The sequence below is a fragment of the Rhizobium sp. UBA1881 genome (genome assembly GCF_002338015.1).
Taxonomy (GTDB): Bacteria; Pseudomonadota; Alphaproteobacteria; order Rhizobiales; family Rhizobiaceae; genus Rhizobium.
Map to the genome: position 1 here is coordinate 1 of NZ_DDHH01000051.1, position 13,176 is coordinate 13,176.

The 13,176-nt window shown below is 63.1% G+C and carries 12 protein-coding genes; 6 read left to right on the forward strand and 6 right to left on the reverse strand.

From position 1 onward, the window contains the following. The 4 genes from B3605_RS05050 to B3605_RS05065 all read left to right on the forward strand — a co-directional run. A partial coding sequence (locus B3605_RS05050) for an ABC transporter ATP-binding protein (RefSeq protein WP_296432738.1) occupies positions 1-652 on the forward strand: 652 nt, incomplete at its 5' end. Positions 653-832: 180 nt separating this feature from the next. Next, complete coding sequence (locus B3605_RS05055; protein WP_112944390.1) at positions 833-2,176, forward strand: MFS transporter; 1,344 nt, start codon at positions 833-835, stop codon at positions 2,174-2,176. 69 nt (positions 2,177-2,245) lie between these two features. After that, positions 2,246-2,551 (forward strand): NIPSNAP family protein, encoded by a 306-nt coding sequence (locus tag B3605_RS05060; RefSeq protein ID WP_047505879.1) that lies wholly within the window; start codon positions 2,246-2,248, stop codon positions 2,549-2,551. Between the two features lie 76 nt (positions 2,552-2,627). After that, positions 2,628-3,497 carry a hypothetical protein gene (locus tag B3605_RS05065; protein WP_112944333.1) on the forward strand — a complete coding sequence of 290 codons (870 nt, stop codon included), beginning with the start codon at positions 2,628-2,630 and terminating at the stop codon, positions 3,495-3,497. A gap of 106 nt (positions 3,498-3,603) precedes the next feature. Here the strand turns inward: B3605_RS05065 and metH are convergent, their stop codons facing one another. After that, complete coding sequence (gene metH, locus B3605_RS05070; protein WP_112944334.1) at positions 3,604-7,377, reverse strand: methionine synthase; 3,774 nt, start codon at positions 7,375-7,377, stop codon at positions 3,604-3,606. Positions 7,378-7,550: 173 nt separating this feature from the next. On the opposite strand from metH, the gene B3605_RS05075 reads away from it, so the two are divergent. Beyond that, positions 7,551-8,810 (forward strand): AGE family epimerase/isomerase, encoded by a 1,260-nt coding sequence (locus B3605_RS05075; protein WP_112944335.1) that lies wholly within the window; start codon positions 7,551-7,553, stop codon positions 8,808-8,810. Between the two features lie 42 nt (positions 8,811-8,852). On the opposite strand, the gene B3605_RS05080 is transcribed toward B3605_RS05075, so the two are convergent. Next, on the reverse strand, positions 8,853-9,431 hold the full coding sequence (locus tag B3605_RS05080; RefSeq protein ID WP_296432745.1) for a hypothetical protein: 579 nt from the start codon (positions 9,429-9,431) through the stop codon (positions 8,853-8,855). A 165-nt stretch (positions 9,432-9,596) separates the two neighbouring features. Between B3605_RS05080 and B3605_RS05085 the strand changes: the two genes are divergently transcribed. After that, positions 9,597-9,866: an antibiotic biosynthesis monooxygenase gene (locus tag B3605_RS05085; RefSeq protein WP_112944336.1), complete on the forward strand. Its 270-nt coding sequence runs from the start codon at positions 9,597-9,599 to the stop codon at positions 9,864-9,866. Between the two features lie 45 nt (positions 9,867-9,911). Here B3605_RS05085 and B3605_RS05090 read toward each other — a convergent pair whose 3' ends face one another. The 4 genes from B3605_RS05090 to B3605_RS05105 form a co-directional block, all read right to left on the reverse strand. After that, entirely contained in the window at positions 9,912-10,403 is a 492-nt protein-coding gene (locus B3605_RS05090; protein WP_112427286.1) for a heme-degrading domain-containing protein, read from the reverse strand. Between the two features lie 109 nt (positions 10,404-10,512). Beyond that, positions 10,513-11,253 carry an aspartate/glutamate racemase family protein gene (locus tag B3605_RS05095; RefSeq protein WP_112944337.1) on the reverse strand — a complete coding sequence of 247 codons (741 nt, stop codon included), beginning with the start codon at positions 11,251-11,253 and terminating at the stop codon, positions 10,513-10,515. A gap of 4 nt (positions 11,254-11,257) precedes the next feature. Next, positions 11,258-12,079 carry an ABC transporter permease gene (locus B3605_RS05100; RefSeq protein ID WP_037178927.1) on the reverse strand — a complete coding sequence of 274 codons (822 nt, stop codon included), beginning with the start codon at positions 12,077-12,079 and terminating at the stop codon, positions 11,258-11,260. 1 nt (position 12,080) lies between these two features. Next, complete coding sequence (locus B3605_RS05105) at positions 12,081-12,995, reverse strand: ABC transporter permease (RefSeq protein WP_112944338.1); 915 nt, start codon at positions 12,993-12,995, stop codon at positions 12,081-12,083. Positions 12,996-13,176 lie beyond the last annotated feature (181 nt).

The following is a 13,176-nucleotide window of genomic DNA, read 5'->3' on the forward strand; positions in this document are numbered from 1 at the left end:
CCAGCAGCAGCGCGTGGCGCTCGCCCGCGCCCTCGCCGCCAAGCCGCAGGTGCTGCTGCTCGACGAGCCGCTCTCTGCTCTCGACGCCAAGATCCGCGTCTCGCTGCGCGAGGAAATCCGCCAGATTCAGCAGTCACTGGGCATCACCACCATCTTCGTGACCCACGACCAGGAAGAGGCGCTGTCGATCTCCGACCGCATCGTCGTCATGAACGGCGGCCGCGCCGACCAGATCGGCACCCCCTTCGAGATCTACAACACGCCGGCCACGCGCTTCGTCGCATCCTTCGTCGGCACGTTGAACATCATCGAGGCCAAGGTCGTCGACCCCTCGGTCAACCGCATCCAGATCGGCGACCAGGGCGTGACGCTCCGCGAAAACATCTCCACCTACAAGGCCGGCGACACCGTCTCACTGGCGCTGCGCCCGGAAGCCGGATCGCTTGCCGAAAGCACCCCGAGCGACACGAAGCTCACAGGCGAAGTCGTCTCCGCCCACTTCCTCGGTTCCGTCATCCGCACCCGCATGAACGTCGGCGGCAACGTCATCTCCTTCGACATGTTCAACAGCCCCGGCGTCAAGCCGCCGGCGACCGGCGAAACAGTGACCCTGCGCTTCATGGCGGCGGATCTGCTGGTTATCCGGGATTGATCACCGGACTTTCCGATTTTAAAGGCGTCGCCCATGGCGGCGCCTTTTCCGTTTGCGGCTTTGCCACAGCGGGCGCGCCGACGCCGCAACATGACGCGAAAACACCAGAAAACGCTTGAAATCCCCAACTCATTGCGCGACGACGGCACAACCGAAGTCATACCGCAAGAAGCCCGCATCATGTCCCCCACCACGACGCCCGCAGCCGCCCCTCGCCGCCTCACCGCCCAGGATTTCAAGACGCTCGGCCTCTCCGCCCTCGGCGGCGCGCTGGAGTTCTATGATTTCATCATCTTCGTCTTCTTCGCCAGCGTGATCGGCCACCTGTTCTTCCCGCCCGACATGCCCGACTGGCTCGTGACGATCCAGACCTTCGGCATCTTCGCCGCCGGCTATCTGGTGCGCCCGATCGGCGGCATCGTGCTCGCCCATTTCGGCGACATGTTCGGCCGCAAGCGCGTCTTTGCCTTCTCGATCATGCTGATGGCGCTGTCGACGCTCGGCATGGCCGCCATGCCGACCTATGCCACGATCGGCATCGCGGCACCGATCCTCCTGATCCTGATGCGCGTCCTGCAGGGTGCGGCCATCGGTGGCGAGGTGCCCGGCGCTTGGACCTTCGTGGCCGAACACGTTCCCTTCCGCCGCGTCGGCTTTGCCTGCGGTTTCCTGACATCGGGTCTGTCGCTCGGCATCCTGCTCGGCTCCTTCATCGCCACCATCATCAACTCGGCCTTCACGCCCGAGGATGTCGCGGCCTACGCCTGGCGCATCCCCTTCTTCCTCGGCGGCATCTTCGGTCTCGTTGCAGTCTATCTCCGCCGCTGGCTGCAGGAGACGCCGATCTTCGCCGAAATGAAGCAGAGCCGCTCGCTGATGCGCGAACTGCCGCTGAAGGCGGTGCTGCGCGACTATCCGCGCGGCGTCGTCATCTCCATGCTGCTTACCTGGATTCTCTCGGCCGCCATCGTCGTCACCACGCTGATGACCGCGACCTTCCTGCAGAAGCTCTACGGCTACACCGCGCAGCAATCGCTGGCCGCGACCAGCTTCGGCACGCTGTTCCTGATCTTCAGCACGGCGGCCGCGGGTGCGATCGTCGATCGCGTCGGCTCCGGGCGTTTCTTCATCGTCGCCAGCATCTTCTTCGGCGCGGCCACCTTCGCCTTCTACACCTACGCCGCGACCTCGCTGACCGTGCTCTTCGTGCTGTATGCGATCATGGGCCTCTCCGTCGGCCTCGTCGGCGCGGTGCCTTACGTGATGGTCCGCGCCTTCCCGGCCCGCGTCCGCTTCACCGGCCTCTCCTTCTCCTACAACGTCTCCTACGCCATCTTCGGCGGACTGACGCCGCTGGCGGTCGCCTCCTTGCTGCCGCTGAACCCGATGGCGCATGCCTATTACCTGCTGTTCATCGCAGCCCTTGCCTTCGCGCTCGGCGTCTACCTGCTCGTCAAGGGCGACACGGTGGAAGCCGATGTGGGCATCGAGGAACTCAACCAGCGGCTTGCAGCCGGCGCCTGACAACAGCACAATAAGCCAATAGCGGGCCGGCAGGCATTTCAGCCGGCTCGATCAATGAGAGATATTTCAATGATTACTTGCCATCTGCGTTATGTCATCGACCCCTATAAGGTCGCCGAATTCGAGGAATACGCCAGGCTCTGGATCCCCATCGTCAACCGCATGGGCGGCAACCATCACGGCTATTTCCTCCCCTCGGAAGGCGCCAACAACATCGCGGTCGCCTTGTTCTCTTTCCCGAGCCTTGCCGCATACGAAGACTACCGCACGCGCATGGCCGTCGATCCCGAGTGCCAAGCGGCATTCGATCTGGACAAGCGCAACCGCAGCATCATCAGCTATGAGCGCAGCTTCATGCGCCCGGTTCTCGGCTGACCGAGACGTCACCACATCCGCGACGGCCGACCTGCTCGGCCTTCCACTGGCTCCCATGATGAGGAACTGAAGAACGATGCCGGCACCTCAGATCAAGATCCTCGACGCGCGCTCCGTACCGGGAAATCCGGCCAAGCCGAACGACGACCGCTTCGGATATAACGAGGCCTGCGCCTTCGTGATCGATGGCGCGACCGGCCTTGGCGACCGCCAATACATGGACGCATCCGGCAGCGACGCCGCTTGGGTCGCCGCACGCTTCGCGGATGGTTTCAGGCAACAGATCACGCGTGAGACGCCGGTCTCCGACGTCGCGCGCGCCGTGTCACAGGATGCCAGGGCTACATTCCTCGGCGGCAACCCCGACGCCCCACGCTACGCCTGGCCGCTATCCGCCTTTTCGATGATCCACGCCACCGACGACCGCCTGACCTTCTACGGCCTCGGCGATTCCTGCGTCTTCCTCTTGCAGGAAGATGGATCGGTCAGCTTTCACATGGCCCTTCCCGACGCCTATGCCAGGGAGCAGGCCCATGCGCAAAGCCATATCGCCCGCACCGGCGGCATCACTAGGGATGGCGGCGCGCTCGGCAATGCGGAAACGCTCGCGGCTCTGCGCCGCCACCGTGAGAGCCAGAACACCGCGGGCGGCATCTGGACCTTGGGTCTCGTGCCTGAATCGGCCGATCATCTCGTGTCGGAAGAATTGAAGATCAAGGGCCGCGCCCACGCCATCATCTGCAGCGACGGCTTCGCCGATCTGGTCGTGCTCTACGAAGCCTATGACGCCGCAAGCCTGGTGCGCGCGGCACTCGACAAGGGCCTCGCCCCGATGATCGAGGAACTCCGCCGCTTCGAGCGCGAGACCGATCCTGAGGGCCTGCGCTATCCGCGCTTCAAGCAGAGCGACGACACGACAGCGATCCTGGTCGAACTCACGACCTGACATCACACCGACGAAACGGCAATTTCCGATTCAGGATCAAGCCCTTGGCCGATGATCCTGAATCATTTTCTTCGGCAATTGAATCAGTGCCTGAAGACGCGCCCGATCAGGCCGCGTCTTCCACTTCGTCGCGCGGCTTGGACGGCACGTAGTTGAGCACCGGCCCGAGCCAGCGCTCGACCTCGGAGATCTCCATGCCCTTGCGGCCGGCATAATCCTCGACCTGATCCCGCTCCACCTTGGCAACGCCGAAGTAGTAGGCGTCGGGGTGGCCGATATAGATGCCCGAAACGGACGAACCCGGCCACATGGCGTAGCTCTCGGTGAGCTTCACGCCGGCGGCGTTTTCGGCATCGAGAAGCGCGAACAGCGTCTTCTTCTCGGTATGATCGGGCTGCGCCGGATAGCCGGGCGCCGGGCGGATACCGGCATATTCCTCGGTGATCAGCTGCTCCTTGCTGAACGCCTCGCCCTTGGCATAGCCCCAATATTCGCGGCGCACCTCTTCGTGCATGCGCTCGGCAAACGCTTCCGCGAAGCGGTCGGCCAGCGCCTTGACGAGGATCGACGAGTAATCGTCGTTGGCGCGTTCGAAGCGTTCGGCAATCGCCACTTCCTCGATACCGGCGGTAACGACGAAGCCGCCGACATAATCCTGTACGCCGCTGTCGACAGGCGCCACGAAGTCCGACAGCGCCACATTCGGCCGGCCGTCGCGCTTCGAAAGCTGCTGGCGCAGCGTGTAGAAGGTCGCGAGTTCTTCCTTGCGGCTATCGTCCGCAAACAGGCGGATATCATCGCCGACGGTGCCGGCCGGCCAGAAGCCGATGACGGCGCGCGGACGGAACCACTTCTCGTCGATGATCTTCTTCAGCATCCCCTGCGCATCCGCCCAGAGCGCACGTGCCGCCTCGCCCTGCTTCTCATCCTCGAGAATGGCAGGATAGCGACCCTTCAGCTCCCAGGTCTGGAAGAACGGCGTCCAGTCGATGTATTCGGCGAGCGTCGCCAGATCGTAATCCTCGAACACCTTGGTTCCGAGGAAGCTCGGCTTGGCGGGCGCGTAAGCGGCCCAATCGACCTTCTGCGCGTTCTCGCGGGCACGCGCCAGAGGCAGGCGCACCTTCTCGGCCTCGCTGCGGGCATGGGCCGCGGCAACCTTGGCGTATTCGGCGCGGATATCGGTGATATAGCCGTCGCGGTTCTCCGGCGAGAGCAGCGACGAAACCACGCCGACCGCGCGGCTGGCGTCGGTGACGTAGACCGTCTGGCCCTTGTTATAGCCGGGATGGATCTTCACCGCGGTATGGACGCGGCTGGTCGTGGCGCCGCCGATCAGGAGCGGCAGGTCCAGACCCTGGCGCTCCATTTCGGCCGCCACGTGCACCATCTCGTCGAGCGACGGCGTGATCAGGCCCGACAGGCCGATTACGTCGACCTTCTCGGCCACCGCCGTCTCCAGGATCTTCGTCGCCGGCACCATGACGCCGAGGTCGATGATCTCGTAATTGTTGCAGGCAAGCACGACGCCGACGATGTTCTTGCCGATATCGTGGACGTCGCCCTTGACGGTCGCCATCAGGATCTTGCCGGCCGACTTGCGGTCGTCACCACCGTTCAGCCGCTTCTCCTCTTCCATGTAGGGAAGGAGCACGGCCACGGCCTGCTTCATCACGCGCGCCGACTTGACGACCTGCGGCAGGAACATCTTGCCCGAGCCGAAGAGATCGCCGACCACATTCATGCCGGCCATCAGAGGGCCTTCGATGACGTGGAGCGGACGGGCCGCGGCAAGGCGCGCCTCTTCCGTATCGGCATCGATATATTCGGTGATGCCGTTGACCAGAGCATGTTCAAGCCGTTTCTCGACCGACCATTCGCGCCAGGAGAGATCCTGCACACGTCCCTCGCGGGCAGCCCCGCCACGGAACTTCTCCGCCACTTCGAGCAGCCGCTCGGTGGCGTCGCTGCGGCGGTTCAGCACCACGTCCTCGCAGGCCTCGCGCAGCTCGGCGTCGATCTGGTCGTAGACCGCCAGCTGACCGGCATTGACGATGCCCATATCCATGCCCGCCTGGATCGCGTGGTAGAGGAACACGGCATGCATCGCCTCACGCACCGGCTCGTTGCCGCGGAACGAGAAGGAGAGGTTCGAAACGCCGCCCGAAATATGCACCAGCGGCATCGTCTTGCGGATCGTCCGCGTCGCCTCGATGAAATCGACGCCGTAATTGTTGTGCTCTTCGATGCCGGTGGCAACCGCGAAAACGTTCGGGTCGAAGATGATGTCCTCGGGCGGGAAGCCCGCCTTTTCGGTCAAGAGCTTGTAGGCGCGCGTGCAGATCTCGACCTTGCGGTCATAGGTATCCGCCTGGCCGGTCTCGTCGAAGGCCATGACGACGACAGCCGCACCATAGGCATGCAGCAACCTCGCCTGCGAAAGGAAGTTCTCCTCGCCCTCTTTCAGCGAAATCGAGTTGACGATCGGCTTGCCCTGAACGCGCTTCAGGCCGGATTCGATGATCGAGAACTTGGAACTGTCGATCATGACGGGCACGCGAGCGATATCCGGCTCGGCGGCGATCAGGTTCAGGAACTCGACCATCGCCTTTTCGGAATCGATCAGACCTTCGTCCATGTTGATGTCGATGATCTGCGCGCCGTTTTCGACCTGGTCGCGCGCGACATCGAGTGCTGCCGTGTAATCGGCATTGGTGATCAGCTTGCGGAAGCGTGCCGAACCCGTGACGTTGGTGCGCTCACCAACGTTGACGAAGGGGATGTCCTTGGTGAGCTCGAAGGGCTCGAGACCCGACAGCGACATGAACGGACGGTGCTCGGGGATCGGGCGCGGCTTGTACTTGGCGACAACCTCGGCAATCGCCTTGATATGTTCAGGCGTCGAGCCGCAGCAGCCGCCGACGATGTTGACGAGGCCTTCGCGGGCGAACTCGTCGATCTGCGCCGCCATCAGTTCGGGCGTCTCGTCATACTGGCCGAACTCGTTGGGCAGGCCGGCATTCGGATAGGCGCAGATGAAGGTATCGGCAACGCCCGACAGTTCCTGCAGGTGCGGACGCATGGCGTTGGCGCCGAGCGCGCAGTTGAGGCCGATCGTAAAGGGGTTGGCGTGGCGCACCGAGTTCCAGAAGGCCGACGGCGTCTGGCCCGACAGCGTGCGGCCGGAAAGGTCGGTGATCGTGCCCGAGATCATGACCGGCAGACGGATGCCCTTCGCCTCGAAGCGCTCCTCGCAGGCAAAGATCGCAGCCTTTGCGTTCAGCGTGTCGAAGATCGTCTCGATCAGGATGATATCGGCGCCGCCATCGATGAGGCCGTCGATCTGCTCGGCATAGGCGATGCGCAGGTCGTCGAAGGTGACGGCGCGGAAGCCCGGATTGTTGACATCAGGCGAGATCGAGGCTGTGCGGTTGGTCGGGCCGATGGCGCCGGCCACGAAACGGCGGCGGCCATCCTCGCGCTCGGCACGGATGCAGGCGCGGCGCACGACTTCGGCACCTTCCTTGTTCAGCGCATACACCTCGCCTTCCATCGCGTAGTCGGCCTGCGCGATGCGGGTGGAGGAGAAGGTGTTGGTCTCGAGAATATCGGCGCCGGCCTTGGCGTATTTGTAATGGATCTCCTCGATCGCATCCGGCTGCGAGAGAATGAGAAGGTCGTTATTGCCCTTCTGGTGGCAGGCGCAGCCGATGAAGCGGTCGCCGCGGAAATGATCCTCGTCGAAACCCAGCCCCTGGATCTGCGTGCCCATGGCGCCGTCAAGGACGAGAATGCGTTCGCTGGCGGCTTTCCTGAGCGCTGCAAACACTTCACTGCCGTCGCGCTTTTCCCCTTCGGGGCCAAACAGATTGTTGAACACGGGCGGACTCCTTGACGTCATTATAAAGACAAGCCGCCCAAATCACATAAAGATATCTTTATGTCAATATATCAGCGACAATTTCGCCATTGCCGGCGCACGGCGGATGACAGACTCGAACGCCCCCTATATAGGCAATTTCAAAGCATTGTGTATGAAATCGGAGGAGTATCATGGCACCTGCAATCGGCGACGCCGCGCTCGGCAACTGGACGACGCGCACCTACCACCGCGACTGGCTCGTCGCCCAGGCCAATGGCCTGTTCGATTTCTTCCAGCATGATTCCATCAATCCCAAAGGTGGGTTCTACGATCTCGACGACACCGGCAAGCCGCTCGACGCGGACGGCCAGGTGCGCGGCATCCATATCGCCGCCCGCGCCGTCCATTGCTTCTCGATCGGCACCCTGCTTGGCCGCCCTGGCGCTTCAGATGTCGTAGACCACGGCATGCAATACATCTGGAACCACCACCGGGACCGAGAGAATGGCGGCTATTTCTGGTCGCTGAACAATGACGGCCCTGTTGACACCAACAAGCAGGGCTACGGCCACGCCTTCGTGCTGCTTGCCGCCTCCTCCGCCAAGACCATCGGCCACCCGCTCGCCGACGGCATGCTCGCCGATATCACCGAAGTCCTGAACACCCGCTTCTGGGAAGAAAAGCACGGCGCCATCGCCGAGGAATTCACCGCCGACTGGCAGCCGCTCGACGGCGGCACCTATCGTGGCCAGAACTCCAACATGCACCTGACCGAAGCCCTGATGGCGGCCTTCGAGGCAACCGGCAACCGCGACTACCTCGCCAAAGCCGAAAGCATCGCCGACCTCGTCATCCGTCGCGCGGCCGGTTCCGTCGACTGGCGCGTCGCCGAACATTTCGACACGAACTGGACGCTCGACAAGAACTACTATCATCCGAACGAGATGTTCCGCCCAGCCGGCACCACGCCCGGCCACTCGCTGGAATGGGCGCGCCTGCTGCTGCAACTCTGGGCGCTCGGCGGCAAGACGCTGGAATGGTTGCCGGATGCCGCCAAGGGCCTGTTCTCGCAGGCAATGGCGCTCGGCTGGGACGACAAGAACGGCAGCTTCTTCTATACGCTCGACTGGGAAGACCGCCCGGACAAGCGCCAGAAGATGTGGTGGCCCGCCTGCGAGGGTGCGGCAGCGGCCCACTACCTCAACGAACACCTGCCGAGCGACTACCACGAGGAAAGCTACCGCAAGATCTGGAACGTGATCGAGCGCCGCTTCATCGACCACAAAAACGGCGGCTGGCACGAGGAACTGACGGAAGACATGGTCCCCGCTCACACCATCTTCCCCGGCAAGGGCGACATCTACCACGCCCTGCAGGCCTGCCTCATCCCCCTCTTCCCGGCCACCGGCAGCCTGACCAAGGTGATCCCCGAAGCCGGCGGCAAGATCTGACAGTGAAACAAGGCGGCGCCGCATCCACGGCGCCGTTTTCATTCATGACGACGGAATACGCGGCTCCTCGACCAGATAGAACTCCGGGACCGGTGTGACATCGGAAACGAAGAAGCCGAACCTCGATTGCTCGCCTGGATCGAGATGCCCGTCGTCGAAATTCAGCCGATCGAAACTCTCGAAGCGGCTTTCGAAATGCAGGAAACGGCTGGACGAGATCAGCGCCGGATTGGGATCGGCCTGCCCGAAGGAGAGCCCGTCATAGAAATCGCTGGGCTTGCCGCGGATTTCCTGCAATTCGAAGCCGAAGCCGATCCACGCCAGCCCGCTCCGGTTCACCGCCACCACACGCAGATGAAACGAGCCGGGCACCGTTGTCTTCAGCTCCGCGGGTTTGGCGAAGCGGATCACCAGCGTCACCGGCGCGAGGCTGTCGAACGCCTCGCGGATCTCGATCGGATCCTCCCGCGTGCCAGCGCCTGATATGGACAGGATACGGAAACCGCCGAGTTCGTCGGAAAACGAGTAGTCCCCCGCATACCACCGCCCGTCATCGGCCGGCCCGGCGCTGATCAGTGCCAGGGAGAGCAACGCCGCAAGAATGCGCAAACGACGCGTCATCGATCCTGTTCCCTGATCGAGATCTCGCCAGCATACATGCAATTTCAGTGGTGTGCGATGCGCAATGCCCGCGAGCCGATTTCCACGCGCGCGAACCCCTCATCGGTGGTAGGCTGACGCCTGGGCATCCCAACGAAACATGTGAATGCAACGCAGGAGCGGAACATGACGACAGTGTTCGTACGGCATGAGGTTTCGGACTATACGGCCTGGCGCAAGGTGTATGACGGCTTCCGCTCGGTGCAGGCGGCAAACGGCGTGATAGCAGAGGCGGTCTTCCAATCCGCCGACAACCCCAACGACATCACCGTCACCCACGAATTCGCGACACCAGAGGCCGCGAAGGCCTTCATGCAGCTGGAGGAACTCCGCTCCGCCATGCGCACCGGCGGCATCCTCGGCGCCCCGACCGTCTGGGTTGCCGAGAAGGTGTAAGACCAATTCGGCCCGACATGACGGGCCGGAACGGTTCAAACGGCATCAAGCCAGACGCAGCGCGTCGAGATCCTTGGCCAGCATCAGCGCCAGCGCCTCGACGACGAGATTGTGGTCGTCGCGCTGCGGCAGGCCGGAGACGGTGACCGAGCCGATGCAGCCGGTGCCCTTGACGTTGATCGGGAAGCTACCGCCGTGCGGCGCATAGTCGGCGTCCGACAGGCCGTTATCGGCCACGGTCTTGCCCTTGGCCTTCAGGTCGAGGCCGATGGCATAGCTGCTGCGGAAATAGCGCAGCACCAGATTGCGCTTGCGGCGCACCCACTGGACGTTATCGGGCGTCACGCCGGGAAGTGCCACGTAGAAGACCGGCATCGAGTGAAGGTTGATATCGATCGCGATACCCAGGCCACGCTCCGAACCCAACTCCTGCAGCAGCTTGCCCAGCTGCCACGCCGTCGCCAGATCAAAACTGTCGAAGCTCAGCACCTTCTCCTGTTCGGCAATGCGCGCAAGGTCGTCGTCCGGCATGGTCATGTCTGTTTCCTCTCCTCGAATGCTTTTTGCTGAGCATCGTCAGGAGAGCGAAAAAGTAAAGCGGAATCGTGGTGATACGCTATGCATGGCGACGGCCCAGGGACAGACCTCAGCCTGCCGTCTGCATGGGTGCAAATCGGCTCATCTCGCCGAGAAACGGCTTGGCAAGCGGCGCGGCATAGGAGCCGCGCTTGCTCGTCGACAGCCCCAGCGACACCAGCGCCTCGGCCTGCTTGACGGCCGCCGCCACGCCATCGACCACGGGCACGCCGTAGATCTCCTGCAGCTCGCGCGCCAGATCGGTCATCCCCGCGCAGCCGAGCACGATCGCCTCCGCGCCATCCTCATTGAGCGCCCGCTCGATCTCGGCGCGCAGCTTGCCGATCGCGCCCGACGCCTCATCCTCGAGTTCCAGCACCGGAATGTCAGACGCGCGAACCTTCGCCCGGTCGCCCATGCCATAGCGGCGCACGAGGTTGTCGATCAGCACCCGCGAACGCTCCAGCGTCGTCACCACGGTGAAGCGCTGCGCCAGGAAACCGGCGGTAACGACGGCAGATTCGCAGAGCCCGAGCACCGGCACATCGGCGAAGCTGCGGCACGCCTCCAGGCCCGTATCATCGAAGCAGGCGATCACGGCCGCGTCATAGGTCCCTGCCCGCTCCTTCAGCTCCATCAGCAGGCCGGGAATGGCGAGCGCGCCGTCATAATGCCCCTCGATCGACACCGGCCCCATTCTCGAGGTGGCGGCAACGATCTCGGTGCCGGTCGCGGCAACGAGCCGTGCGGCGGTCGCCGCCTTCTCGGTCATGCTGGATGTCGTGTTCGGATTGACGATCAGAATGCGCATGAGATCAGCTTGTCTTTGCCTGGCGCCCGCGCAGCATCATCATGATGCCGAGCGCAACGAGAATGATGGTGAAGGAAAACAGCGTCGTCACCGTGCCGAGCGCATAAAGCACCGGCGTCGTCACGTTGGTCGTCATCCCGTAGATCTCGAGCGGCAGCGTGTTGTAGCTGCCAGAGGTCATCAGCGTGCGGGCGAACTCGTCATAGGAGAGCGTGAAGCCGAACAGGCCGACGCCGATCAGGCTGGGCGCGATCATCGGCAGCACGACATGCACGAAGGTCTGCCACGACGTCGCCCCGAGATCGCGCGCCGCCTCTTCATAAGCCGGCGAGAAGCGGTTGAAGACGGCGAACATGATCAGCACACCAAACGGCAGCGTCCATGTCAGATGCGCGCCGAAGGCCGACGAATACCATGCCGGCTTCAGCCCGCCCTGCTGGAACACTACGCCGATGCCGAGCGAAATGATGATCGACGGCACCACAAGGCTGGCAACCGTCGCGTAAAACAGCAAGGTCGCGCCACGGAAGCGGCGGCGGAAGGCAAGACCCGCGAGCAGCGACACCACGACGGTGACGACCATGACCATCAGGCCGAGCGAGAAGGACCGGCGGAACGAGGCCCCGAAATCGCCCACCGCCTGCTTTTCGAACAGGTTGAAGAACCAGTGGACCGAGACCCCGTTGAGCGGGAATGTCAGGCCGCCATCCGGGCCCTGGAAGGAGAGGATCAGGATCGCCGACAGCGGGCCGTAGAGGAACAGCACGAACAGGAGGAAGAAGGCGGCGAGCACGTAGAATTCGAGGGTTCGCTTTTCGTGGCTCATCTCAAAGCTCCTTGCGGATATCGACGACGCGCAGGATGGCCGCGACCATCATCAACACGACGATCAGAAGCACGACGGCATTGGCGGCAGCGGCCGGATATTGCAGCAGCGACATCTGGTTCTTCATCATCAGCGCCACCGAGGCGCTCTGCCCGCCGGACATGACCTGCACCGTCGAAAAGTCGGCCATGACGAGCGTGACGACGAAGATCGAACCGATGGCGATGCCGGGCTTGGCGAGCGGAATGACGACGTTCCAGAGGATCTGCCAGCCGCTGGCGCCGGCATCGCGCGCCGCCTCGAACAGCGAGCGATCGATGCGCATCAGCGTGTTGAAGATCGGCGTCACCATGAACAGCGTGTAGAGATGCACCATGGCAAGCACCACGGCGAAATCGGAATAGAGCAGCCATTCGATCGGCTGCGGGATGATCCCCATCTTGATCAGCGCCGAATTGACCAGGCCATTGCGGCCGAGCACCGGGATCCAGGAGATCATGCGGATGATGTTCGAGGTCATGAACGGCACGGTGCAGACCAGAAACAGGATCATCTGCGTCGACGTGCGGCGGATGTGAAAGGCGAGGAAATAGGCGACCCAGAAACCGATGAAGACGGTGAGCGCCCAGACGATGACGGTGAATTTCAGCGTGTTCAGATAGGTCTTCCACGTCACCCACGAGCCGAGCGTCTCGGCGTAGTTCATCGTCAGGAAATCGGGATAGAGACCGGCGAAGTCGTAATCCCAGAAGCTGACGACAGCGATCATCAAAATCGGCAGAATGAAGAAGAAGCCGAGGATCAGGATCAGCGGCGTCGCCTGGAGATAGGAGGCAGCCCACGGCGCCAGCCGAAAGCCCGGGCTGCGCACCCGCTCGGTCGTCTCGTTTGTCTCTGCTGAAGCGATCGTCGCCATCGCTGATCCCTTTTCCAGTTGGCATTGCGTTGCGTGGCGCCCCCCTCTGCCCTGCCGGGCATCTCCCCCACAGGTGGGGAGATTGGCTGGGCGCAGCCGCTCGCTCCACGCTCGTTGCTTGGGTGGGAGCAGGCCACGAGCCGATCTCCCTCCTTGTGGGGGAGATGTCCGGCAGGACAGA

Excerpts from the sequence above, each read along its gene's own strand:
- B3605_RS05055 (WP_112944390.1), top strand. The coding sequence starts at position 833 with ATGTCCCCCACCACGACGCCCGCAGCCGCCCCTCGCCGCCTCACCGCC.
- B3605_RS05060 (WP_047505879.1), top strand. The coding sequence starts at position 2,246 with ATGATTACTTGCCATCTGCGTTATGTCATCGACCCCTATAAGGTCGCC.
- B3605_RS05065 (WP_112944333.1), top strand. The coding sequence starts at position 2,628 with ATGCCGGCACCTCAGATCAAGATCCTCGACGCGCGCTCCGTACCGGGA.
- B3605_RS05075 (WP_112944335.1), top strand. The coding sequence starts at position 7,551 with ATGGCACCTGCAATCGGCGACGCCGCGCTCGGCAACTGGACGACGCGC.
- B3605_RS05080 (WP_296432745.1), bottom strand. The coding sequence starts at position 9,431 with ATGACGCGTCGTTTGCGCATTCTTGCGGCGTTGCTCTCCCTGGCACTG.
- B3605_RS05085 (WP_112944336.1), top strand. The coding sequence starts at position 9,597 with ATGACGACAGTGTTCGTACGGCATGAGGTTTCGGACTATACGGCCTGG.
- B3605_RS05090 (WP_112427286.1), bottom strand. The coding sequence starts at position 10,403 with ATGACCATGCCGGACGACGACCTTGCGCGCATTGCCGAACAGGAGAAG.
- B3605_RS05095 (WP_112944337.1), bottom strand. The coding sequence starts at position 11,253 with ATGCGCATTCTGATCGTCAATCCGAACACGACATCCAGCATGACCGAG.
- B3605_RS05100 (WP_037178927.1), bottom strand. The coding sequence starts at position 12,079 with ATGAGCCACGAAAAGCGAACCCTCGAATTCTACGTGCTCGCCGCCTTC.
- B3605_RS05105 (WP_112944338.1), bottom strand. The coding sequence starts at position 12,995 with ATGGCGACGATCGCTTCAGCAGAGACAAACGAGACGACCGAGCGGGTG.